The sequence below is a fragment of the Pantoea jilinensis genome (assembly GCF_019104105.1).
Taxonomy (GTDB): Bacteria; Pseudomonadota; Gammaproteobacteria; order Enterobacterales; family Enterobacteriaceae; genus Pantoea; species Pantoea eucalypti.
In genome coordinates this window covers 393,318-417,654 of sequence record NZ_CP077746.1, presented here as the reverse complement: position 1 = coordinate 417,654, position 24,337 = coordinate 393,318, and the positions used below count along the sequence as shown (strand labels likewise).

Here is a 24,337-nt window from a genome sequence, read left to right as displayed (position 1 = left end):
GGTCAGGCCGCCTCACTCACCACTTTCGCAAAGACCTGCTCCAGCGGGACCAAATCTCCGGCTACACCGGCCTGATTCGCCGCTTTCCAGCTTTCAGCATCCGTCTCTTCCCAGTTCAGCAGATATCCGGCATGCAGTGCAAGCTGTTCAAAGAAAATCCGCTGCGCCCGACCATTTCCGTGGCGGAAAGGATGCAGCATATTGATTTCGCAATAGTAGTGAGCGAGGCGCTGAATAAATTCGTCACGCGGCAAATCAGCTAACCCCTTCTCTTCTTCCAGCGCGGCCATCAGGGCATTGCCTTCCTTTTCGATATATTCGAAATGACAGAACGGCGTCTCATCACGCCAGATATCAATGGTGCGCAGTTCCCCCGCCCAGCTGTAGACATCCTGAAACAGCGTGCGATGGATCTGGCGCAGGTAAGGCAGCCCGGGATTACGCGGGCCCAGCTCCAGCGTAGCGGCGCGTGCCGCACTAAAGCTCAGCTCTGCCTTGCGCAGCTGCGCAGCGTCATGAATATCGGGCAGGTTTTTCAGCACGTTGTCGTGCTGCCACAGGTAGGGATCCTGGCTGACGGCGGTATTAGAGTCCATATTGCCTCCTCAGTGACGCCAGACGTGCGGCTGCATCATCGCTGTTAACACTGGTTTCATTTGGCATGAAACCTTCCAGCCGACAGCTGGCCTGATAGCTGGCGCTACGTCGCTGTTGCCACAGGGTGACCTTCTGTTTTTCGGTGAGTTTGTTCGCCATGCCGCCTCCTGCTCAGGTTTTTGCCCTAAGTATAAGAGCAATTTCTGGCTTTGCCGGAGGCGACAGACGGTCGCCATCCGCAGATGGCGACGAAAAGCGTTAAAGCAGGACTTTAGCGGAGAGGATAACTACCGGTTTGGACGGAACATTCTGGTAAGGACCCACATCTTTGGTCGGAACCTGAGAAATTTTTTCAACCACATCCTGACCTTTCACAATCTTGCCAAATACGGCATAGCCAAAATCGCGCTGTCCGTGGTCGAGGAAGGCATTATCCGCGACGTTGAGGAAGAACTGGCTGGTCGCACTGTCTTTATCGGCGGTACGCGCCATAGAGATGGTGCCGCGCAGGTTACGCAGGCCATTGTCCGCTTCGTTTTTAATTGGCGCGTTGGTCTGCTTCTGCTGCATGTCTGTGGTGAAGCCCCCACCCTGCACCATAAAGCCCGGGATCACGCGGTGAAAAATGGTGTTGTTGTAAAAACCGTTGTTGACGTAATCAACGAAGTTTTTCACAGAAACCGGCGCTTTTTGGTTATTCAGTTCGAGTTCAATATTGCCGGCGGAGGTGGTGAGCAGAACGTGGGTGTCACCTTTTGCGGCCAGCGCCTGGGCGGAAACGGAAGAGAGCGCTAACAGGGTGATGGCCGCTGTTAAAGTACGTTTAAACATGAAAGATTCCTTACCTGGGAGAGCGGGCACAAAAACGTGATTGATTGTAAAGAGACTCTATTCCATGAGCCAGCGTTTTACCTATATTTACGCTGTTGCAGCAAAAGGTCTGAGCAAACGTTAAACACCCGCAATTGCGTGATTAAAATCACACAACACATGAAATATGGATCTGTAGTTTCACTGCTTGTTTATTAAGATCACAGTTCCGTTTACACTTTCTGACACTTTTTGCCACCCGGTTCTCAACAGGTTCAGAACATGACAAACCGTAATCGTATTGGCCTCACCTGGATAAGCTTCTTCTCCTATGCGCTGACTGGCGCGCTGGTGATCGTTACCGGCATGGTAATGGGCGATATCGCAAAAGATTTCCAGATCCCCATCTCCAGCATGAGTAATACCTTCACCTTCCTCAACAGCGGCATTTTAGCTGCGGTCTTCCTGAACGCCTGGCTGATGGTCATTGTGCCGCTGAAGCGCCAGCTTATTTTCGGCTTCGTCCTGATGGTGCTTGCGATAATCGGGTTGATGACCAGTCGCGATCTCACTGTCTTTTCGCTCTGCATGTTTGTACTGGGTGTGGTGAGCGGCATTACCATGTCGATCGGCACCTTCCTGATTACGCACATGTATGAAGGTCGTCAGCGTGGTTCACGCCTGCTGTTCACCGACTCCTTCTTCAGCATGGCGGGCACACTGTTTCCGGTGCTGGCAGGGATTCTGCTGGCGCGTCAGTTGCCGTGGTACTGGGTCTACGTCTGCATCGGCTTTATCTACGTCGCCATCTTCATCATGACGCTGTTTGTTGAGTTCCCGGTGCTGCGTAAGCCTGAAAACAGCCCGACGGTTGAGAAAGAAAAATGGGGTGTGGGCGTGCTGCTGCTGGCAGTGGCGGCACTCTGCTACATTCTGGGCCAGCTCGGCTTTATCTCCTGGGTGCCGGAATATGCCACCAAAGTCATGGGCATGAACATCAATGACGCAGGACAACTGGTGGGCAGCTTCTGGACGGCGTATATGGTGGGTATGTGGGCCTTCAGCTTCCTGCTGCGTTTCTTCGATCTGCAACGCATTCTGATGGTGCTGGCAGGCCTGGCGACCGTGCTGATGTACTGGTTCGTCAGCAGCAGCGATGCTGGCATGCTGAAGTGGATCATCATGATTCTTGGTTTCAGCTCAAGTGCTATCTACACCACCATTATCACTCTGGGTTCACTACAGACCAAAGTGGCTTCACCGAAGCTGGTGAACTTCATCCTGACCTGCGGCACCGTCGGCACCATGCTGACCTTTGTGGTCACGGCACCTATCGTTGAGAAAAGTGGTGTGCATACCGCACTGGCGACGGCTAACGCGCTCTACGCCGTGGTGTTTGTAATGTGTGCCCTGCTCGGCTTTGTCAGCCGTCATCGTACTCACGGTCACGTCACGCATTAATCCTTCAGAGCGGCGAGTCATCGCCGCTCTGCTTTCTACCGCCGGAAGTCGATGCGCTCCCGTTCCCGCCAGTAAATCTCGCTTTCTGCGGGCTTTGTCTCTGCCACCACGACACCACGACGCAATGAATAGCGCACCGGCACCTGCCTTCTGACCGCATCAAAACCGCTTTCCGCTGGCAGAATGATCAGGCTGGCCTCGTTGCCGCTCTGAATGCCATAACCTGACAGCTGCATCGTCTTCGCGCTGTTATGCGTAATCAAATCCAGACCCGCATCAATCTGCTCATAGCCCATCAGCTGACAGACATGTAAGCCCATATGCAACACCTGGAGCATATTGGCGGTGCCCAGCGGATACCAGGGATCAAACACATCGTCGTGGCCGAAGCAGACGTTAATCTCTGCCTCCAGCATCTCTTTTACGCGCGTTATCCCGCGCCGCTTAGGATAGGTGTCAAAGCGACCCTGCAGATGAATATTGACCAGCGGATTGGCAACAAAGTTAATGCCCGACAGTTTAAGCAGCCGGAACAGCCGTGAGGCGTACGCGCCATTGTAAGAGTGCATTGCGGTGGTATGACTGGCCGTCACACGTGCGCCGTTGCCATCGCGATGTGCCAGCGCCGCCACGGTTTCCACAAAACGCGACTGTTCATCATCAATCTCATCGCAGTGAACATCGATCAGCCGGTCGTAGCGGTTAGCCAGCGCAAAGGTTTTATGCAGCGACTCGACGCCATATTCGCGGGTGAATTCGTAGTGCGGAATGGCGCCGACCACATCCGCGCCCAGCCGTAACGCCTCTTCCAGCAATGCTTCGCCGTTGGGATAAGAGAGAATGCCCTCCTGAGGAAACGCGACAATCTGAAGGGTGATCCATGGGGCCATCTCCGCTTTCAGCTCCAGCATCGCTTTCAGCGCCGTCAGTGACGGATCGGACACGTCAACGTGAGTGCGGACAAACTGGATACCGTTGGCGATCTGCCACTTCAGCGTCTGCAACGCCCGCTGTTTAACATCTTCGTGGCTGAGCAGCGCCTTGCGTTCGGCCCAGCGCTCAATGCCTTCAAACAGCGTCCCGGACTGATTCCATGCCGGTTCACCCGCCGTCTGGGTGGTATCCAGATGAATATGAGGCTCAATAAAGGGCGCGCAGGCTAAGCCGCCCTCACCGTCCAGTGATTGATCCGCGGGTGAAGGCTGCTGCGGCTGAGCTGAAATGCGGGCAATTTTTCCGTCGGCGATTTCGATTTGCCACAATCCTTCCCGCCAGGGTAAACGCACGTTATTGATCCACTTAGGTGACAACATGGCTGATTCCTTATCCGGTTAACCTGAGTGGTTAAAACTAGCACGATTCATACCACGCACGGCAATGCAGGATATTCAGCAGGTTAGCCACGCCAGATAAACTTAATTAAAATCAAAGTCATACATATTAATGGGTATATAGGGCCGTGGTTGATGTATATCAATAAGCGTCAGAAAGGGCGCGCTATTGTAGCCGCAGATATCGCAAATTTGAGGCAAAAATGAGCAAGCACAATGTCGTCGTTATTGGTAACGGCATGGTCGGCCAGCCGGACAGGTGATCAGTCCCAGCCTGATGATCATCGGCAGCGTGGTGAGTCTGCGTGACAGCCTGCGCTGGTTTTAAATCCTGCAAATAAAAACGGCGGGCACAAAGCCCGCCGCGTTGTTTGTCTGCTCAGCCATTATGGCATCGCGACAAAGCCTACCGCCTGATAAACCTTCTTCAGCGTTTCCTGCGCCTGTGCGCGTGCTTTGGCCGCGCCATCACGCATTACCTGCTCCAGCAGGGCTTCATCGTTGCGGAAGCGATGATAACGCTCCTGAAGCTCAGAGAGCATGCCCGACACAGCATCGGCTACCGCACCTTTCAGATGACCATACATTTTGCCTTCGAACTCCTGCTCCAGCTCAGCAATGGTTTTACCGGTCACGCCTGACAGAATATCCAGCAGGTTAGACACGCCCGCTTTCTCTTTGATGTCGTAGCGCACCACTGGCGGCTCTTCAGAATCAGTCACAGCGCGTTTGATCTTCTTCACGACCGCTTTCGGATCTTCCAGCAGGCCGATAACGTTATTACGGTTATCGTCGGACTTGGACATTTTTTTGGTCGGTTCCAGCAGCGACATGACGCGTGCACCCGATTTCGGAATGAACGGCTCTGGCACTCTGAATATGTCGCCATAGATCGCATTGAAGCGATGTGCGATATCGCGGCTCAGCTCCAGATGCTGCTTCTGATCTTCACCCACCGGCACCTGATTGGTCTGATAAAGCAGAATGTCCGCCGCCATCAGCACCGGATAATCGAACAGACCAGCGTTGATGTTCTCTTCGTAACGCGCTGATTTATCTTTGAACTGCGTCATGCGGCTCAGTTCACCGAAGTAGGCGTAGCAGTTCAGGATCCAGCTCAGCTGCGTGTGTTCTGGCACATGCGACTGAACAAAGATGGTGCTTTTTTCCGGGTCGATACCACAGGCCAGATAAAGCGCCAGCGTGTCCAGCGTCGCTTTGCGCAGTGCTGCAGGATCCTGACGCACGGTGATTGCGTGCAGATCAACGATGCAGTAAATGCAGTGAAAATCATCCTGCATCTGCACCCACTGACGCAGCGCTCCCATATAGTTGCCAATGGTCAGTTCGCCGGACGGCTGTGCGCCGCTGAAAACGATGGGTTTCATACTTAAGTCCTGATATTTACAGCCCCAGTGCGGGCAAAAGTTCGTCGAAAGAGTCGAGGGTTAAATCGGGCTGGCTGGTCGCAATCGGCTCGCCATAATTATAACCAAAGGTCATACCCACATTCGGTACGCCTGCCGCCTGCGCCGCCTGAATATCATTGCGAGAGTCGCCAACAAACAGCAACTCATTCTGCAATACGCCGAAGGTGCCCAGCACCATAAAGATCGCTGCAGGGTGCGGTTTTTTAACCGGCACATCGTCGCCACCAATAATCAGCGAAAACGCATCGGCAATGCCCAGCGATTCCAGCAACGGTGCCACAAACGGCGTCGGCTTGTTCGTCACAATCGCCATCGGCAATCCGGAAGCCCTTAATGCCTCCAGCGTCTGTTTTACCTGTGGAAACAGCGTGCTACCCGCCTCTACCGTATCGGCGTAGTGCCGGTCAAACAACGCCCGCGCATCACGCTGCTCTTCAGGCTGCGGTTCGCGACCCAGCGCGAAGGTCAGCGCGCGGGCCATCATGATATCGGCACCGTTGCCGATCCAGGTGGAGACCCGCTCAAGGCCCGCCTGCGGCAGGCGGAGATCGCTCAGCGTGCGGTCGATCGCATCAGCAAGACCTGGCGCGCTATCCACCAGCGTGCCATCGAGATCAAACGCCAGCGCACGAATCTCAGTGAAATGAGCCATTGGCTTTCTCCAGTTCATTGCGCATGTCGTCGATCACTTTTTTATAGTCAGGATGACCGAAGATGGCAGAACCGGCGACAAACATGTCAGCACCGGCAGCCGCTATCTCGCGGATATTGTCGATCTTCACGCCGCCATCCACTTCAAGGCGAATGTTGTAACCGCTCTGATCGATACGTCTGCGCGCTTCACGCAGTTTATCCAGGGTGCCGGGAATAAATGACTGACCGCCAAAACCAGGGTTCACTGACATCAGCAGAATGATATCCAGCTTATCCATGACGTAATCCAGATAGCTAAGCGGGGTCGCCGGGTTAAACACCAGACCTGCTTTACAGCCATGCTCTTTAATCAATTGCAGGGTGCGGTCAACATGTTCGCTGGCTTCGGGATGAAAGGTGATGTAAGTGGCGCCGGCTTTGGCGAACTCAGGGATCAGCGCATCTACCGGCTTCACCATCAGATGCACATCGATGGGAGCGGTGATGCCATAGTCCCGCAGTGCTTTTAGCACCATCGGACCCATGGTCAGATTAGGGACGTAGTGGTTATCCATCACGTCGAAGTGCACCACGTCACCTCCGGCCGCCAGCGCTTTGGCTGTGTCTTCGCCCAGACGGGCAAAGTCCGCCGAAAGGATTGAAGGGGCCAGCAAATATTGTTTCATCCGATTCTCCCACTGTTGTGCGCCAGCCCGGAGGCTGGCGTGATGCGTTGGTCGCGGACGAAACAGACTAGCGATAAAGTGCCAGCAGTTCGTCGACCTTGGTGCGACCCGTTATGCTTCGGCTGATAGAACGCCGGGCTTTGACCACATGTAACACTGCATCCTGATACCACAAACGCGTCAGTGCAGTGTCGTGGTTAGAAATCAGAACCGGAATACGGTTCTCCGACGAAGCGAGCTGTGCCGCTAACGCCGCCAGATTCTCCTGCTCGCGAAGACTGAAGCTGTTGGTGTGATAAGCCGTGAAATTAGCCGTTGCCGACAGCGGGGCATAAGGCGGATCGCAATAGACCACAGAGCCCTTGCCAGCATTGGTCAGCGTAACATCGTACGATTCACAGACAAACGTCGCTTTTTGCGCGCGCTCGGCAAACCATAACAGTTCTGCTTCCGGAAAGTAGGGTTTGCGATAGCGGCCAAACGGCACGTTGAACTCACCACGCAGGTTATAGCGACAGAGGCCGTTGTAACAGTGACGGTTCAGATAGAGGAACAGCAGCGCGCGCTGGTAGGCGTCGGTGCTGGTGTTGAATTCGGTGCGCCGCTGGTAATAACAGATCTCGTTGTTACCTTCCGGCGTAAACAGCAGCTGCGCGTCACGAATGAAATCCGCCGTGCGCGTTTTAACAATGTTGTAGAGATTAATCAGGTCACTGTTGATATCTGCAAGATGGTAGCGATCAAACTCCGTGTTCAGAAACACTGAACCTGCACCCACAAAGGGCTCGACCAGACAGTCGCCTTGCGGCAGGTAACGATGGATCTCTTCTACTAAGGGAAATTTTCCCCCTGCCCATTTCAGGAAAGCGCGATTTTTTTTCATGCTGTCGTGGTTATTACATCTTATTGTGAGGCTGTGGCTTTACCGACAGCAGATCTGCGCTTAAAACGGGGCCAGAACATGGCCCCACATCCGCTATTGGCTGGCTTCTTTCTTCACCTGGCTAACGGGTTTTACCCATGGGTTTTTTGCACGTACTTCCGCAGGCAGCGACGCGACAGCGCGTTTGGCATCCGCCGGTGTGGCATAAGATCCATTCACCAGCACATACCACGGCTGACCGTTACGGGTGGTTTTGTAGACGTGATACCCGCTCAGATTCTGTTGTTTAGCCCAGGCATTCAGGCTTTCCGCCTTCGATGCACCGCTCAGCTGCAGCGTATAGCTGCCGCCTGGCACGGATTTGCTGGCTGAACTGCTGCCGGTGGACGCAGTGGCCGGAGCAGAACTGGCTGGGGAATGCGCTGACGTGGTATGCGTTTTGCTGTCACGGGTTGCAGGTTTCGACGCCGTTTTATGCGATGAATCATGCGCCGGACGTGCAGAAGCACTGGATTTGTTGGGCGTCTGACGTGAAGGTGCGGCGACAGGATTGGCTGCCGTTCCTGCATTACCGCTGACCGTCGCGGGCGCCGTCGGCAGTGAACTGCCACCCTGCGTTCCCATCGCAGCGTTATCGACCTGCTGCTGCTGATTCGTCAGCGCGCTGTTCAGATCGCCTGGCAGCGTGACGCGCTGCTGATTTGCTGGCGCGTCAACCGGCGCGGCCTGGGTAGGCGTTGACGCCACAGGCGGCATGGAAACGTCACGCTGAGGAGCAGAGGCACCCTCACCGCTGGTCGATGCGTTATTTGCGTCAGCCGCTGGCGTGGTTTGACCTGACGGAGGAGTCTGCCCGGCTGACATGGAAGAGGAGCCGCCCAGATCGATATTCTTCTCGCTACCGGAACCGCCACTGGCGGCAGGAGTCGTGCCCGCAGTCGCTGGCTTTTTCTCATCCGGGCCATTCAGCGCTGAACCAATACCCAGTACCAGTAACAGCAGAACCAGAATCCCGACACCCATCATGATGCGCTGGCGCGACGCCGGTACTTTGGCTGCGGCAGACGGCTTACGCGGGCGCGAGGGACGGCGGTCGCTGGCGTCAGGTTTTAACTCGTCTTCCGGTTTAAACTCATCCATTTTGCCTCCTCCGTAAAGCGGCATTCCGCACTGCGCACCCTGCGCGCCGCGTCACCACTCAACTGCTTAATCTCAGGGTTGCTGACAATCATTAATCGCAGCCAGCACCATATCATGTGCCACGCCACCACGCACTTCAGAGCGACCAATCGACAGCGGGAGTATCAGCCGCAGTTCGCCCGCCAGAACTTTTTTATCGCGCATCATGTGCGGCAGATACATCTCCGCACTCATCGCCTGCGGCCCATGCACCGGTAAACCGGCACGGCGGAACAGCGCAATAATGCGGTCGGTCTCCTGCGCCTGGAACTGCCCCATACGTTCAGCCGTTCGTGCTGCCATCACCATGCCTGCCGCAATGGCTTCACCATGCAGCCAGTTGCCATAGCCCATATGTGCTTCAATCGCATGACCAAAAGTATGGCCCAGATTAAGCAACGCCCGCTGACCGTTTTCACGCTCATCGGCCGAAACAACCTCGGCTTTCAGCTCACAGCAGCGACGAATGCAGTACGCCAGCGCCTGTTCATCCAGCGCCAGCAGAGCATCAAGATTCTGCTCCAGCCACTCAAAAAATATCCCGTCGAGAATGATGCCGTACTTAATGACTTCCGCCAGACCCGACGCCAGTTCGCGCGCGGGCAGTGTCTTCAGACAGGCCGTATCAATCACCACCGACGCGGGTTGATAAAACGCGCCGATCATGTTTTTGCCCAGCGGATGGTTAACGGCCGTTTTACCGCCAACCGAAGAATCAACCTGCGACAGTAAGGTGGTCGGTACCTGAATAAAGCGTACGCCACGCTGATAACTGGCCGCAGCAAAACCGGTAAGATCGCCAATGACGCCACCGCCTAAGGCGATAAGCGTCGTATCACGACCGTGCGGCTTTTGCAGAAGTGCGGTAAAAACCTGATCCATTACGGCCAGCGTCTTGTATTGCTCGCCGTCGGGTAAGATCACCTGATCCACTTTTACACCAGCCGCCTTCAGCAGCGCTGTAAGCGGGTCAAGATAAAGCGGAGCCAGCGTCTGGTTTGTCACCACCATGGCGTTTTCGCCCGCGCGTAGCGGCCAAAAAGAAGCCGGATCGTTAAACAGTCCGGCGGCGATAGTGATGGGGTAACTGCGTTCCCCTAGTGAGACGGTGATCTTCTCCATGATGCTCGATACCTGTTAAAGAGCCTTCGAACGTTGGATCAACTTTTTTCCAACATGTGGATAATCTGATTCGCCACCACTTTCGCACTCTGATCATCTGTGCGAATGGTTACATCGGCGATCTCTTCGTAGAGCGGGTTACGTTCGCCAGCCAGCGCTTCGAGCACTTCACGCGGCGGTGAATCCACCTGCAGCAACGGACGTTTTTTGTCACGTTGGGTGCGCGCCAGTTGCTTCTCGATGGTGGTTTCAAGATAAACCACAACACCGCGAGCGGAGAGCCGATTACGCGTTTCCCGGGATTTGACGGAACCCCCGCCTGTCGCCAGGACGATGCCTTGCTTCTCGGTCAGTTCGTTGATGATTTTTTCTTCGCGATCGCGAAAGCCAGCTTCGCCTTCGACATCAAAAACCCAGCCCACATCCGCTCCGGTGCGTCGCTCAATTTCCTGATCGGAATCGAAGAACTCCATGTTGAGTTGCTGAGCCAACTGACGGCCAATAGTGCTTTTGCCGGCACCCATCGGCCCAACCAGAAAGATATTGCGTTTCTCTGCCATTTTGTCGGTATTACTAAGAATTCGTTAATGATACCCCGCGTTCAGCATTCGCTGGCGGGACAGGAACTGAGACCTCATGAGCGTTAGCAAGAGTCAGATGAAAAATTATCTCAACACTCAAGGCTGTTTGGCAACCGATTATATTGCCTTCAGCACATCCATTTCTGAATTGGCCTGTGTTCGCGAAACTGTAACGCGCCAGCGCTGCGTCTTTTACAACGCTGCTTACAGAGAAGTTTTCTGATCTGTTTGCCGGGATTTACCCAGCCTAGACGGTTACACCGTATTGAAAATCGCTAAACCTTGTAAGCTAATTCCTCTCCTGCGTCAACGCAGATGGCCTTAAGGGACGCATTTTCCGTTTTATCCAGCCGTAAGCGCTGCTTCCCTGACCAATCGTGGCGTAATGAAGATCACCAGCTCTCTTTTTTTGCGCTGCTCAGATTGCTGGCGAAATAACCCGCCAATCAGCGGCACATTTCCCAGTAGCGGCACCTTATTCTCGCCACGACTACGCTGCTGCTGAAAGATACCCCCTAACGCCAGTGTTTGCCCGTCACTGACCGTGACCTGAGTCTCAATTTCCTGTTTATCAATGGATAATATGTTGCTGTCACCGGTTCTGATGCTGCGACCCGGCATATTCTGGCTGATATGAATTTTCAGCTGGATGCGACCATTGCCAGAAAGGGTCGGTGTCACCTCCATGCCCAGCACCGCTTCTTTAAACTCAATACTGGTTGCCCCGCTGTTTCCTGCGGACACTTCGTAAGGAATCTCCGTGCCCTGCTTAATCGATGCGGTCTGCTGATGTGAGGTAAAGAGGCGCGGACTGGCGATGATTTCAATCTGGTTTTCCTGTTCCAGCGCGCTTAACTCCAGATCCAGAAGCTGGCCGCCTATACGCGCCAGCGCCATCCCCACGCTGATGCCGGGTGAACTCAACGCCAGCGGGATATCCAGACGGGGATGGTGCAGAATGTCAGTCACTGCGGCGTCACCCGCCTGCAATCCCCACTTCACCCCCAACTCCTGCAAATGCTCTTCGCTGATGGTAACGATATGCGCTGAGAGCTCAATCTGCTCCAGTGGCAGATCCAGCGCCCGTATCCAGCGTTCTGTCTCTTTTAAAGCCGCTGCGGTATCGCGCAGTAACAGCGCATTGGTCCGTTTATCGACTGTCACGCTGCCGCGCGCCGTCATCAGCGACTGCCGCTCACTCAGCAGACTGGCATGCACCTCGCTGGCGCTGGCATAACGCAATGTGACCGCGCGCTGCTGCAAAGGTACTTGCTGCAACTGCGCCTGCTGCTCAGCCGCACGAGCCTGCTGTTGCGCCTGTTGCCAGCTTTCCGGATAGACCAGCAGGACATTATCCTGTTCAATCAGCGTCAGCTTTGCCATGCGCGCCACCAGCTCCAGCGCCTGATGCCACGGCAGGTTATCCAGCCGCAGCGATAACGAACCTTCCACCTCTGGCGCAATCATCAGATTGATCTGCTGATAATCAGCCAGCGCCTGCAAAATACGCTCTACCGGTGCATTATCAAATGTCAGGCTGAGCGGTTCCTCATCAGCGGCGTAAACCGGCAGCAGGCAGCTGATGACCAGCAGCAGAGTGGCTATCCAAACCATACGAACGTCCTTTTAAATAGAATGTAGTCTGTTGTGCGGTGCAGCTGTTTTGCACCGCTAAGGTGATGCTGCGGCGGGTCATGTCAGTGAGTTGCCAGGGCGCTACAGGAAAAGGTTTGCCGATGCGGGCGATGACAATCTCTTTATGCGGACCAATCAGCCAGGCATGGAAATGCGCCTCCCGGCCAATGATCCCCTGCAGACGCCAGCCAGTGAGCGGTTCCACTGACGCTTCACACACTGAACCGGCAACCGGCCTGAACGGATCACGCGCCACCACACTGCTACAGCACAGCAGTAAAATCAGCAGGCTATGGCGCATCGTCAGATTCCAGCCAGAGTTGAGCGATCAGGAACTGCGGCTGCGCCAGCAGCAGGAAATGCACCGGAAACGGTGCGGAGGCATCGGCAAGCTCGGCAAAAAGCGACTGGAATGCCGGCCACTGCAGATGCAGCGTCAGCACGCGGGAGGGTGCATCCGGCTGCCACTCTTCCAGTTGGTTACGACGTGCCGCCAGAATCGCTTCCAGTGCCAGGCCTGATGTGCCAGATACAGACCGGGCACGCTGAATTTCCGCCAGTTGCACCTGCAACACCTCATTATCAGGATGCTGACGCCACTGCTGCTGGCGCTGCTGCAGGGTACGGGTCAACTGCAACAGCGCCACCTTTTCAGTTGTCAGCGCCTGCTGCTGTGGCCGCAGCCAGAGAATCCACGAGAGCAGGAGCAGGCAGAATGCGAGGGCGGCGAGCAAGCCGTAACGCGGAAGCGCGGCCATCTGCCACCACCGCTCCCACCACTCATTCATCAGCCACCGCCTGGACCGTTGCCCGCAGTGAAAAACGATAACTGCCATCGGCCTGCCGCTTTACACCGCCCTGCTTAACCTGATCCAGCAGGGCGACCGTAGTTAACTGCTGGCGGAATTGCCGGACCGAGGCCATATCCTGCGCCTGGCCCTCCAGAGTCAGATGATTGTCACGCTTCTCCAGACGGGTCAGCCAGGCGGAATCGGGCATCAACACGGGTAAATTGAGCCAGAACTGCTGCCAGGCAGCCAGTTGCACGGCCTGCTGACGCTGCTTTGCCTGCTGTTTTTGTACGACGGCGAGCCGGGCGAGTAACTGCTTTTGCTGCGCGAGTTGTTGTCCCAGAGCGTCCAGCGCCTGCTGCTGTAAACTGCGCGTCTGCGCCACCTGCTGACGCGCCTGATGGATCTGCCAGGTTTGTTGCACAACAACCAGAAACAACGTACCCAGCATCAGTAACAGCATCACCAGACTCTGCCGCTGCTGCTGTTGCCGACGGTGCTGCCGCCAGGGCAGCAGATTAACCGCCACCATTATTCATCTCCATCACGTAGCGCCAGCCCGGCCGCCAGCGCAAAGGCTCCCGGGTTTTCCGGCAAAGGAGGTTGCTTATAGCGAAAGAGATCAAAAGGGGAAAAGCGGGTGGCTTCGGCGGGCAGTACACCCGGCTCTGCGGCGCACCAGGCAACAAAACTGGCGTCGGGGAAAGCCTGCTGCCGCAGGGCCGCCAGTGTGGCGACTTCGCCGATGTCAGCCGCTGAGTGCGCATCGCTCCAGAGCCAGCGGTTATCCTGCTGCAGAACCAGTACCGCGCCGGATTTCAGTGCTGCCTGCCGGGCTAATCGCTTCAACGCATTAGTGGTCAGTTCAAACACCTGCGGCTTTAATCCTGACTGTAACAGTGGCGCTGCCCACTGATCGATAATCTCCAGCCGCGCTGCCGTGACGCAGAGTTGATCACGCTTTGCATCCGGCCGGTAATCCAGCGCCAGCGCAGTGGGCTCCAGAGGAAAGAGACGGCGCGCGGCCGCCTGCACGTAATGCCCCAGCGCGGGTTCGTTCAGCGCCTGCGCAGGCAGGGGAAGCTGGCGCTGTAACACCAGCCGGGCGGGCAGTGCGACACGCAGCGAATAACGACGCGGCAACCGCTGACGCCATGCCGTTAAGGCCGCCAGTAATTCAGGCGAAGATTGCAGCACGCCGTTTCTTAACGTATCTTGCGGCAGCCGCTGCTGACACCAGTGGCGTAGCTGCCAGCCATCACGACGAGGCTGGAGGGCAAGGGCACAAATCTGCCTATTCTGAATATCCAGCCCAATTTGCCAGGTATGAAAAGCCATGCGCGCGATCTCCTTATCGTCCGGGAAAATGGACATATCAAAGCGTCTGGCTTGCCTTTATACTACCGCGCGGTTGTTTATAAACTGCTCAAACGACAACAGATGGGAAATTCCAGGTGAAGTTCGTAAAGTATTTATTAATCCTTACAGTGTGTTGCATCCTGTTGGGAGCTGGCTCGATTTATGGTTTATACAAATATATAGAGCCACAGCTGCCCGACGTGAACACGCTGAAAGATGTGCGTCTGCAAACCCCTATGCAGGTTTACAGCGCCGATGGCGACCTGATCGCCCAGTATGGCGAAATGCGCCGTATCCCTTTGACTCTGCAGCAAGTGCCACCGGTCATGGTGAAAGCGTTTATTGCGACCGAGGACAGCCGTTTTTATGAGCACCATGGTGTTGATCCGGTGGGTATTTTCCGTGCGGCCAGCATTGCACTGGTCTCCGGTCATGCTTCACAGGGTGCAAGTACCATCACTCAACAGCTGGCCCGTAACTTCTTCCTGAGTCCGGAACGCACCCTGATGCGTAAAATAAAGGAAGCGTTCCTGGCGATCCGCATTGAGCAGTTGCTGAATAAAGATGAAATCCTTGAGCTCTACCTGAATAAGATCTACCTGGGCTATCGCGCTTATGGCGTCGGTGCAGCCTCACAGGTCTATTTCGGTAAGCCCGTTGACCAGCTGTCGCTGAGTGAGATGGCGATGATTGCCGGTCTGCCGAAAGCGCCGTCTACCTTTAACCCGCTTTACTCGCCGAGCCGCGCCCTGTCGCGCCGCAACGTGGTACTGGCGCGTATGCTGGATCAGCATTACATCACGCAGCAGCAATATGACGAGGCCCGTAATACACCGCTGGTGGCGAAGTATCATGGCCCGGAAATCGCTTTCTCTGCCCCTTATCTCAGCGAGATGGTGCGTCAGGAGATGGTGAAACGCTACGGCAATAATGCCTACACCGACGGTTACAAGGTGTACACCACCGTGACTCGTCGTCTGCAGGAAGCCGCGCAGACCTCGGTGCGCAATAACGTCATGGCCTACGATATGCGTCATGGTTATCGCGGCCCGACCAGCGTGCTGTGGAAAGTGGGTGAACCGGCCTGGGATCAGACGAAGATCGAGAAAGCGCTGAAGGTGCTGCCGGTTTATGGCCCGCTCCACCCGGCCGTCGTAACGGAAGCACGCAGCGATGAAGCGACCGTTATGATGCAGGATGGCAGCAATGTGTCGCTGTCATTAGCCGGTGTGCGCTGGGCGCGTGCTTATAAGTCTGACACCGTGCAGGGCCCGACGCCGAAAAGCGTGACGCAGGTCCTGCAGGCTGGCCAGCAGATTTGGGTGCGTAAAGTGGGTGACGACTGGTGGCTGGGTCAGGTGCCGGATGTGAACTCGGCACTGGTCTCACTGGATCCGAATGATGGTGCGGTGCGCGCGCTGGTAGGTGGTTTTGCCTTTAACCAGAGCATGTTTAACCGTGCGACCCAGGCACTGCGCCAGGTCGGCTCTAACATCAAGCCTTTCCTTTATACCGCCGCCATGGATCGCGGGTTGACGCTCGCCTCCATCCTGAACGATGTGCCGATTTCACGCTGGGATGCAGGTGCCGGTGCAGACTGGCGTCCGAAAAACTCACCGCCAACTTACGATGGTCCGATTCGTCTGCGTCAGGGATTAGGTCAGTCGAAAAACGTCGTGATGGTGCGTGCGATGCGTGCGATGGGCGTGGATTATGCCGCAGAGTATCTGCAGCGCTTTGGTTTCCCGGCGCAGAACATTGTTCACACCGAGTCGCTGGCACTGGGTGCGGCCTCATTCACCCCATTACAGGTGGTGCGTGGCTACTCCGTGATGGCGAATGGCGGCTTCCTGGTTGATCCTTACTTCATTACGAAGATTGAGAACGAACAGGGCGGCACCGTCTTTGAAGAGAAACCGAAGATCGCCTGTCCGCAGTGCAATCTGCCGGTGATCTATGGTGAGACCAAAAAAGCGCTGGCGCTGAATGAAGAGAGTGTTGAGAACGTTGCTGCCTCAAATAACAACCAGAATCAGGCAGTTCCTCAGCCTGAACTGGAGCAGGTTCCTGCTCAGGCTCAGCAGGGCGATCAGCAATATGCACCTCACGTGATCAATACGCCGCTCAGCTTCCTCATCAGGAGCGCGCTGAACAGTAATATCTTTGGCGAACCGGGCTGGATGGGAACGGGCTGGCGTGCCGGACGTGACCTTAAACGTAATGATATCGGCGGGAAAACCGGTACCACCAACAGCTCGAAAGATGCCTGGTTCTCGGGTTACGGCCCTGGCGTAGTGACCTCCGTCTGGATCGGTTTTGATGATGCGCGCCGTAATCTGGGCCGCAGTACGCTTTCCGGCGCGATTCCCGATCAGATATCGGGCTATGAAGGTGGCGCGAAGAGTGCGCAACCGGCATGGGATGAGTTCATGAAGAGCGCGCTGGACGGTGTACCGGTGCAGCCATTGACACCGCCGGATGGCGTCGTCACGGTGACAATCGATCGCAGTACCGGCAAGCTGGCAAATGGCGGCGGTAACACGCGTCAGGAGTACTTCATCAATGGTACCCAGCCGACCGAATATTCGGTTCACGATGTGGGTACCACTATTATGGATAACGGCGAGAGTCACGAACTGTTCTGATGTGATCCCTGTTATTGCACGATAAAAAAAGCCGACATCTGTCGGCTTTTTTATTCATTAAAGCATCCTGTTCAGTAACGCAGCCGTCCCTGTTTCACCAGCCATTCGCGCGCCATAAACAGTGCACTGACATTACGCGCCTCGCGGAAATCGGGTTCGTCCAGCAGCGACAGCATATCGCTGAGCGGCCAGCGGTGGATAATCAGCGGCTCCGGCTCATCACCCTCCAGCTTTTCAGCATAGAGACCTTCCGCGATCACAATATTCATTTTGCTGGAAAAGTAAGAAGGTGCCATGGTGAGCTTGCCCAGCGTGGTCAGCTGATCTGCACCAAAGCCGACTTCTTCTTTCAGTTCGCGCACCGCCGCTTCATTCACGGTTTCGCCTGCATCGATCAGCCCTTTCGGGAAGCCGAGTTCGTAGGTTTCCAGTCCGACGGCGTACTCCTGAATCAGGATCAGATGATCATCAATAATCGGCACAATCATCACCGCTTCGCGCTCTGAAGGCTTCATCCGCTCATAGACGCGATGTGCACCATTGCTGAAAGCCAGATCAACCGACTCGATAGTGAATAACCGTGAACGTGCCACGGCGGTGATATTGAGGATGTCAGGTTTTTTTGGAATTTTCATATCAGCCTCAAATTATTCTGCGCCGGCTATCAGTAGCGAATTAGCATACCTAACCGCAGGCAATTGTGCGACAGTCAGACAGTGACGTTATCGTTGCACAGATTCAGTCGGTTGAATAACAGGCTTTAGTTATCAGTTAAGACTAAATTTGCATTAGTCAATATGCTGCGATAAGTTTCAGATAATACCGATATTTAATCCAGTCTGTGCCGGTTACCATTCGGACAAGGCAGGGTTTAACAAATGCCAATCAGATATACGCTGGCACTATTTCATCGGGTGTCTGACTCCTCAGGGTTATATAATCTTTCGGAATGTCTCTTTTATAGTGAGCATAACCGGGAGCGAAAGTTTAAAGTGAAGGCAGCATTTTGGCTGAATTGAGCAGAGCATGAGCACAATCTTGATGATCCTGGCCATAGTGCTGACCTGTTCAATCCTGGCAGGCATGGGGTTTTGGTACGCTATGCGGCATCGTCCGCCGTTGGCGAAACCACTGCCATTCATCAGTCCGCCCTGCCGTAAGCTCTCTCCGCAGGAACGTGAGGCTGTCGATAAGTATGTCGCCGCGCTGGAAAAACAACTCAGTACGCCTGTCACTACCCATAAGCGAAGCGCGTCTGAACGGCTGACGCTGACAGCGCAGAGCAACAATGTCTATCCGGTTACCCGCGCAATTACCCGTTACGGCCTCTCTACAGACGATCCCCATAAATGGCGCTATTACCTGGATGAGGTTGAAGTTCATCTGCCGCCGCTGTGGGAACAGTACATTACCGACGAAAACTATGTGGAGTTAATCCGCACCCAATCTATTCCGCTGGTGATCTCGCTGAACGGCCACTCGCTGGTTGATTACGCTGTGGATCAGCAATCGCTGCCTGTGCTCATGCGTCCTGTGTCCACCAACGCCTCAATCCGCAAAGCAGAAACAGAAAATGTTGAGCTGCTGCAGGTGCGTAAAGAGACGCCAGAAGAGTATCGTCTGTCGCGGCCAGACGGCACGCGTGAAGCGGTGACGATCTCTCTGGCCTTCTTACTGTTCTTCTTCAGCCTGTTAGTGCCTGCCACGCTGATGATCTGGCTGGTGTTGACGGGGACATTAATGATTGGCGCCAGCCTCTGGCTGCTTTATCGCATTCCCGGCGAGCGCGGGCTGCGTGATATACACTGCCTGCGCGGCGCACCAAAACGCTGGGGTCTGTTCAGTGAATCGAACCAGGAGCAGAGCAATATCACGCTGGGCATTATTGACCTTGCCTATCCGCCACATTGGCAGCCTTACGTCGCACACGATCTCGGTCAGGTAACGGATGTCGAGATCTACCTTAATCGTCAGGTGGTGCGTCAGGGTCGCTTCCTGTCGCTACAGGATGAGGTCAAAAACTTCCCTATCCAGCGCTGGCGGAAAAACGTGGTGCTGGCGTGTGGTTCACTGTTGGTGCTGACTATGCTGGTCACCTGGATCCCGCTCACGATGCCGATTAAACTCAGTTTGGCCTGGGCAAGAGGCACCGACAGCCTGGAGGTCAGCAGCGTTGATAAGCTCAGCAACGTGGCACTGAACATTGGCGATAACCTCAAAGTGAGTGGCACCGGTATGTGTTCAGTGCCGGACAACTATCAGAGCAACCGCAGCTACGCCTACATGCCGTTCGACTGTTCGGCGATCTACTGGAATAACGCGACGCCACTGCCGCAGCCGCAATCGGACATTATTGATAAAGCGGCGGCGCTGCTGGAGACCACCACAAAGCAGCTGCATCCCGAAACCAATACTGACCCTAAACTGAACCCACAGCTGGCTTCCGCGATTCAAAAGTCCGGAATGATTCTGCTGGATGACTTCTCAGATCTGGTGATGAAAACGCAGGATCTCTGCAATCAGCCGCAGGATTGTATGCGGCTGAAAAACGCCCTGGTAAACCTTGGCAATGCCAAAGACTGGGAAGCTTTGATGCGTCGGGCAGATTCCGGTCAGTTAAACGGCATGAATGTGCTGCTGCGCCCGGTGAGTGCGGAAGCGCTGGAAAACCTGGTTAATACCGCTACATCCACCTTCTTTTTCCGCGAAACCCGTCGGGCGGCAGAAAATCTTAACAGCCCGCCGCCAGGGGGATTCCTGATCGTCAGCGACGAAGGTCGCCAGTTAGTGAATCAGCCGCAGCCCACCGTATCGCTGTTTGATCTCGACCCGCCTTCTCAGTGGCGTGAGCTGCAACGACTCTCCACCGTACTGCTGCATACACCTTTCAGCGCCAGCGGCATCATCACCAGCATTTCAACGGATGCCAACGGCACGCGTCACATTGTCCTGCACAATGAACCGGATGCCATGGCGCAGTGGCGCTATCTCGGCACCGTATTGCTGCTTCTGATGCTGCTGACCTGTGGGATAATTAACGGCTTACTGGCGCTTCGCCGCATGCACCGTAATCGCCAGCGCATGATCGATATCCAGCAGTATTATGAAAAGTGTTTCAACCATAACCTTGGCACTTTGCAGGGTGTGCGCTCGATATTCTGAGTCCTGCCCTTCTGTGCTACCCTGTCGCCCGGTTTTTTCACAGGGTGAACCTGGATGCTCAACTGGTCTGAGATTGATACCGTGCTGCTCGACATGGATGGCACGCTGCTGGATTTGGCGTTTGATCGTCACTTCTGGCTGGAGCATGTGCCTGAACAGCTCAGCCAGCAACGCGGCATCAGCCGGGCGGAAGCCGACGCGATCATTGCGGAAAAATATCAGGCCGTCGCCCATACGCTAAACTGGTATTGTCTGGATTACTGGGCAGACGCGCTGAAGCTGGATATCCGTGCCATGACGCTGGCGATGCGCAGCCTAATTGCCCTGCGTGACGATACGCTGCCTTTTTTGCAGGCGCTGCGTCGCGCGGGCAAGTCCACCATCCTGCTGACCAACGCGCATCCTTACAATCTGGACGTCAAACTGGCGCAGACAGGTTTAGCGCCGCACCTTGATTTATTACTTTCCACCCATACCTTTGGGTATCCGAAAGAAGACCAACGTTTATGGCAGGCGGTACAACAGCACACCGGCTTTTCTGCGGCGCGCACGCTGTTTATCGATGACAACGAAGTGATTCTGGATGCTGCAACGTTATGGGGCATCGGCTGGTGCTTAGGCGTGAAGAACCCTGATTCGGGTCGTCCTGAGCAAATCTTTCAGCGTCACCGGGCCACTGGCGATTACCGGACGCTGATCTGAGTCAGGAGCAGCAATGAAAGAGAAAAGCAGCGAAGAGGTCCGCCTCGACAAGTGGCTGTGGGCCGCGCGCTTCTACAAAACCCGGGCGATTGCGCGGGAGATGATTGAAGGCGGCAAAGTCCATTACAACGGCCAGCGCAGCAAACCCGGCAAAGTGGTGGAACTGAATGCGGAACTGACACTGCGTCAGGGCAACGATGAACGCACCGTGATCGTGGCGGACATCAGCGCCCAGCGCCGTCCCGCCAGTGAGGCCCAGCAGCTCTATCGCGAAACCGATGCCAGTATTGAAAAACGCGAAAAAATGGCGCAGGCGCGCAAACTCAATGCGCTGACTATGCCCCATCCCGATCGGCGACCTGACAAAAAAGAGCGTCGCGATTTGATGAAGTTTAAATTATCGGGCGATGAATAACGCCGTCTTCGCTGACGCACCGTCGCCCCGTTCCAGTGAGAGAAAAAATATGTCAGTCCAGGATCAACTGCACCGTTATCTGTTTGAAAATGCCGCCGTGCGCGGCGAGCTGGTGAACGTCTCTGACACCTGGCGTGAAACCGTGAAAAATCACGACTATCCGGCACCGGTTAAAACGCTGCTGGGTGAGATGCTGGTAGCGACCAGCTTGCTGACCGCCACGCTGAAGTTTGATGGCGAAATCACCGTACAGCTGCAGGGTGACGGTCCGCTGTCGCTGGCCGTGATTAACGGCAACAACAATCAGGAGCTGCGGGGCGTAGCGCGTATCAAAGGCGACATCCCGGACGACAGCACCCTGAAAAGCATGGTCGGCAACGGTTATCTGGTAATCACGATTTCGCCTGAAAAGGGTGAACGTTACCAGGGTGTGGTCGGGCTGGAAGGTGAAACCCTGGCTGCGTGCCTGGAAGATTACTTCATGCGCTCAGAGCAGCTGCCAACGCGTCTGTTTATCCGCACCAGCGACAAAGGCGCCGCCGGTATTCTGCTGCAGGTGCTGCCCGCGCAGGACACAGAGAAAGAGGTCTTCGAGCACCTTGCGACGCTGACCGAAACCATTAAAACAGAAGAGCTGATCCATCTGCCGGCGAATGAAGCGCTCTGGCGTCTCTATCATCAGGAAGAGGTCACCCTCTACGATCCGCAGCCGGTGATCTACAAATGCACCTGCTCGCGTGAACGTTGTGGCGAAGTGCTGACTACGCTGCCACAGGAAGAAGTGGACGAGATCATCGCGGAAGATGGCAAAATCGACATGCACTGTGACTATTGCGGTTCAAACTACGTGTTTGATGCTGTCGATATCGCCGGTATTCGCAGCCACTCCCTTGAGAATGATGACCGTCTGCATTGATTTGATTGTTCGGGCGGCGTCTGCCGCCCCTTCTCCTCTCCCCCTTTCCTATCCCCATAATTTTCCAGACAAATTATCTTTTTTTACTTTCATAACATCTTTTAAACGTTCGAAACATAGCCTTAACGCGCCCTGAGTCGCATTTTTAGATCACTGCCCTTTTTCCCGTAACGCAGAAGAGTAAACTGCGCGCGATCGTGCAAACGCCCGGAAGCCAGAGGCAGATGCCCTGAAAAGTCCGGTTCTCTTTGCAGGCTGTCGTGACGAAGCGCAGTGGACTGTCAGTGATTCGCCGCACCTGATGCAACAGCCGGTTGGCACGATCCCAACCTATCTCTGCTTTGCAGAACAGACACCGATTTAAGGAGCAGTAAAATGCGCGTTAACGGCCTGACCTCGCAAGACCTTGCCGCTTTGGGCATCGTGGATACCACGGAAGTGGTTTACAACCCTGATTACGACACACTATTTCAGGAAGAGACGCGCCCGGACCTCGAAGGTTTTGCTCGTGGCACCCTGACGCAGAGCGGCGCGATTGCAGTAGACACCGGGATTTTCACCGGGCGATCGCCTAAGGATAAGTACATTGTGCGTGATGACACCACGCGCGATACCCTGTGGTGGAACGACCAGGGCACCGGCAAAAACGACAATCAGCCTCTGTCGCAGGAGACCTGGAACGCACTGAAAAGCTGCGTCACCCGCCAGCTTTCCGGCAAGCGTCTGTTTGTTGTGGATGCGTTCTGCGGGGCCAATGCCGATTCACGTCTGAGCGTACGTTTCGTCACCGAGGTCGCCTGGCAGGCGCACTTCGTGAAGAATATGTTCATCCAGCCTGACGATGCTGAGCTGGCCGACTTCAAACCTGACTTTGTGGTGATGAACGGAGCTAAATGCACCAATCCTGACTGGCAGGCGCAGGGTCTTAACTCAGAGAACTTTGTCGCTTTCAATCTGACTGAGCGTATGCAGCTGATTGGCGGAACCTGGTACGGCGGCGAGATGAAGAAAGGTTTGTTCGCCATCATGAACTACCTGCTGCCGCTGAAAGGCATCGCCTCCATGCACTGCTCTGCTAACGTGGGTAAAGCAGGTGATGTGGCGGTCTTCTTTGGCCTTTCGGGTACCGGCAAAACCACCCTCTCCACCGATCCTGATCGCCAGTTGATTGGCGATGATGAACACGGCTGGGACGATGATGGCGTGTTTAACTTTGAAGGCGGTTGCTACGCCAAAACCATCAACCTCTCTGAGCAGGCTGAGCCGGAGATCTACCGCGCCATTCGCCGCAACGCGCTGCTGGAAAATGTGGTGGTACGCGAAGATGGCAGCGTTGATTACGCAGATGGCAGCAAAACGGAAAACACCCGCGTCTCCTATCCGATCAATCACATCGACAATATCGTGCAGCCGGTCTCAAAAGCGGGCCACGCGAAGAAAGTGATTTTCCTGACCGCCGATGCGTTTGGCGTGTTGCCACCGGTTTCACGTCTGACGCCGGAGCAGACACAGTATCATTTCCTGTCAGGATTTACGGCCAAACTGGCCGGTACCGAGCGTGGCGTGACGGCACCCACCCCAACCTTCTCCGCCTGTTTCGGCGCGGCATTTCTGACGCTGCATCCGACGCAGTACGCTGAAGTGCTGGTGAAGCGAATGGAAGCGTCCGGTGCGCAGGCTTACCTGGTCAACACTGGCTGGAACGGCAGCGGCAAACGCATCTCACTGAAGAATACCCGCGCCATCATCAATGCGATCCTGGCGGGTGAGCTGGATGATGCGCCAACGGAAACGCTGCCGATCTTTAATCTGCAGATGCCGGTTGCGCTGGGCGAGCTGGATAGTGACACGCTGGATCCGCGTCGTAGCTGGGAGAGTGAAGAGAAGTGGACTGCTGCTGCCGAGGGTCTGGCACAGCGCTTTATTGATAACTTCGACAAGTACACCGATAACGCCGCAGGTGCTGCGCTGGTGAAAGCGGGCCCGCAACGCTAAAAGA

The 24,337-nt window shown here is 55.3% G+C and carries 24 protein-coding genes; 7 read left to right on the top strand and 17 right to left on the bottom strand.

Annotated elements, in window-relative coordinates; translation table 11 throughout:
- Positions 1-2: 2 nt before the first annotated feature.
- The 3 genes from KTJ90_RS01905 to ppiA form a co-directional block, all read right to left on the bottom strand.
- Positions 3-596 (bottom strand): putative adenosine monophosphate-protein transferase Fic, encoded by a 594-nt coding sequence (locus tag KTJ90_RS01905; protein ID WP_003852963.1) that lies wholly within the window; start codon positions 594-596, stop codon positions 3-5.
- Positions 586-756, bottom strand: a complete 171-nt coding sequence (locus KTJ90_RS01900) for a YhfG family protein (RefSeq protein ID WP_003852968.1) — start codon at positions 754-756, stop codon at positions 586-588. The genes KTJ90_RS01905 and KTJ90_RS01900 overlap by 11 nt, the downstream gene beginning before the upstream one ends.
- Positions 757-855: 99 nt before the next feature.
- Complete coding sequence (gene ppiA, locus KTJ90_RS01895; RefSeq protein ID WP_499025900.1) at positions 856-1,428, bottom strand: peptidylprolyl isomerase A; 573 nt, start codon at positions 1,426-1,428, stop codon at positions 856-858.
- 261 nt (positions 1,429-1,689) lie between these two features.
- Between ppiA and tsgA the strand changes: the two genes are divergently transcribed.
- Positions 1,690-2,868 (top strand): MFS transporter TsgA, encoded by a 1,179-nt coding sequence (gene tsgA / locus KTJ90_RS01890; protein ID WP_003852972.1) that lies wholly within the window; start codon positions 1,690-1,692, stop codon positions 2,866-2,868.
- A 35-nt stretch (positions 2,869-2,903) separates the two neighbouring features.
- Here tsgA and KTJ90_RS01885 read toward each other — a convergent pair whose 3' ends face one another.
- The 13 genes from KTJ90_RS01885 to pilM form a co-directional block, all read right to left on the bottom strand.
- On the bottom strand, positions 2,904-4,181 hold the full coding sequence (locus tag KTJ90_RS01885; RefSeq protein WP_003852974.1) for a cytosine deaminase: 1,278 nt from the start codon (positions 4,179-4,181) through the stop codon (positions 2,904-2,906).
- Between the two features lie 404 nt (positions 4,182-4,585).
- Positions 4,586-5,587 (bottom strand): tryptophan--tRNA ligase, encoded by a 1,002-nt coding sequence (gene trpS / locus KTJ90_RS01880; RefSeq protein ID WP_003852975.1) that lies wholly within the window; start codon positions 5,585-5,587, stop codon positions 4,586-4,588.
- Between the two features lie 16 nt (positions 5,588-5,603).
- Positions 5,604-6,281 (bottom strand): HAD family hydrolase, encoded by a 678-nt coding sequence (locus tag KTJ90_RS01875; protein WP_499025899.1) that lies wholly within the window; start codon positions 6,279-6,281, stop codon positions 5,604-5,606.
- Positions 6,265-6,948: a ribulose-phosphate 3-epimerase gene (gene rpe, locus KTJ90_RS01870; RefSeq protein ID WP_003852981.1), complete on the bottom strand. Its 684-nt coding sequence runs from the start codon at positions 6,946-6,948 to the stop codon at positions 6,265-6,267. Before rpe ends, KTJ90_RS01875 begins: the two co-directional genes overlap by 17 nt.
- Positions 6,949-7,015: 67 nt before the next feature.
- A complete protein-coding gene (gene dam, locus KTJ90_RS01865) occupies positions 7,016-7,831 on the bottom strand; it encodes an adenine-specific DNA-methyltransferase (protein ID WP_003852984.1) in 816 nt (271 codons plus the stop codon).
- Between the two features lie 93 nt (positions 7,832-7,924).
- Complete coding sequence (locus tag KTJ90_RS01860; RefSeq protein ID WP_499025898.1) at positions 7,925-8,971, bottom strand: SPOR domain-containing protein; 1,047 nt, start codon at positions 8,969-8,971, stop codon at positions 7,925-7,927.
- A 72-nt stretch (positions 8,972-9,043) separates the two neighbouring features.
- Positions 9,044-10,132, bottom strand: coding sequence for a 3-dehydroquinate synthase (gene aroB, locus KTJ90_RS01855; protein ID WP_003852987.1), 1,089 nt, complete (start codon positions 10,130-10,132; stop codon positions 9,044-9,046).
- 38 nt (positions 10,133-10,170) lie between these two features.
- Positions 10,171-10,692: a shikimate kinase AroK gene (gene aroK, locus KTJ90_RS01850; protein ID WP_003852989.1), complete on the bottom strand. Its 522-nt coding sequence runs from the start codon at positions 10,690-10,692 to the stop codon at positions 10,171-10,173.
- Positions 10,693-11,055: 363 nt separating this feature from the next.
- A complete protein-coding gene (gene hofQ, locus KTJ90_RS01845) occupies positions 11,056-12,327 on the bottom strand; it encodes a DNA uptake porin HofQ (protein ID WP_071591710.1) in 1,272 nt (423 codons plus the stop codon).
- The gene (locus KTJ90_RS01840) at positions 12,266-12,649 is read right to left on the bottom strand and encodes a HofP DNA utilization family protein (RefSeq protein WP_003852993.1); all 384 of its coding nucleotides are present in this window, start codon (positions 12,647-12,649) and stop codon (positions 12,266-12,268) included. The genes hofQ and KTJ90_RS01840 overlap by 62 nt, the downstream gene beginning before the upstream one ends.
- Positions 12,639-13,136, bottom strand: coding sequence for a HofO family protein (locus KTJ90_RS01835; RefSeq protein WP_008926267.1), 498 nt, complete (start codon positions 13,134-13,136; stop codon positions 12,639-12,641). Before KTJ90_RS01835 ends, KTJ90_RS01840 begins: the two co-directional genes overlap by 11 nt.
- Positions 13,129-13,671, bottom strand: coding sequence for a PilN domain-containing protein (locus KTJ90_RS01830; protein WP_003852996.1), 543 nt, complete (start codon positions 13,669-13,671; stop codon positions 13,129-13,131). The genes KTJ90_RS01835 and KTJ90_RS01830 overlap by 8 nt, the downstream gene beginning before the upstream one ends.
- A complete protein-coding gene (gene pilM / locus KTJ90_RS01825; RefSeq protein ID WP_003852998.1) occupies positions 13,671-14,477 on the bottom strand; it encodes a pilus assembly protein PilM in 807 nt (268 codons plus the stop codon). Before pilM ends, KTJ90_RS01830 begins: the two co-directional genes overlap by 1 nt.
- 116 nt (positions 14,478-14,593) lie before the next feature.
- Between pilM and mrcA the strand changes: the two genes are divergently transcribed.
- Positions 14,594-17,143 (top strand): peptidoglycan glycosyltransferase/peptidoglycan DD-transpeptidase MrcA, encoded by a 2,550-nt coding sequence (gene mrcA / locus KTJ90_RS01820; RefSeq protein ID WP_008926270.1) that lies wholly within the window; start codon positions 14,594-14,596, stop codon positions 17,141-17,143.
- A gap of 71 nt (positions 17,144-17,214) precedes the next feature.
- On the opposite strand, the gene nudE is transcribed toward mrcA, so the two are convergent.
- Complete coding sequence (gene nudE / locus KTJ90_RS01815) at positions 17,215-17,778, bottom strand: ADP compounds hydrolase NudE (protein WP_003853003.1); 564 nt, start codon at positions 17,776-17,778, stop codon at positions 17,215-17,217.
- 391 nt (positions 17,779-18,169) lie between these two features.
- On the opposite strand from nudE, the gene KTJ90_RS01810 reads away from it, so the two are divergent.
- The 5 genes from KTJ90_RS01810 (at position 18,170) to pckA (ending at position 24,333) form a co-directional block, all read left to right on the top strand.
- Positions 18,170-20,305 carry an intracellular growth attenuator family protein gene (locus tag KTJ90_RS01810; RefSeq protein ID WP_033743308.1) on the top strand — a complete coding sequence of 712 codons (2,136 nt, stop codon included), beginning with the start codon at positions 18,170-18,172 and terminating at the stop codon, positions 20,303-20,305.
- A 54-nt stretch (positions 20,306-20,359) separates the two neighbouring features.
- Positions 20,360-21,007 carry a GMP/IMP nucleotidase gene (yrfG, locus tag KTJ90_RS01805; protein WP_003853007.1) on the top strand — a complete coding sequence of 216 codons (648 nt, stop codon included), beginning with the start codon at positions 20,360-20,362 and terminating at the stop codon, positions 21,005-21,007.
- A 13-nt stretch (positions 21,008-21,020) separates the two neighbouring features.
- Positions 21,021-21,422, top strand: a complete 402-nt coding sequence (gene hslR / locus KTJ90_RS01800; protein ID WP_003853009.1) for a ribosome-associated heat shock protein Hsp15 — start codon at positions 21,021-21,023, stop codon at positions 21,420-21,422.
- 49 nt (positions 21,423-21,471) lie between these two features.
- Positions 21,472-22,338, top strand: a complete 867-nt coding sequence (gene hslO, locus KTJ90_RS01795) for an Hsp33 family molecular chaperone HslO (protein WP_499025897.1) — start codon at positions 21,472-21,474, stop codon at positions 22,336-22,338.
- Positions 22,339-22,713: 375 nt separating this feature from the next.
- Complete coding sequence (pckA, locus tag KTJ90_RS01790) at positions 22,714-24,333, top strand: phosphoenolpyruvate carboxykinase (ATP) (protein WP_003853012.1); 1,620 nt, start codon at positions 22,714-22,716, stop codon at positions 24,331-24,333.
- Positions 24,334-24,337: the final 4 nt, after the last annotated feature.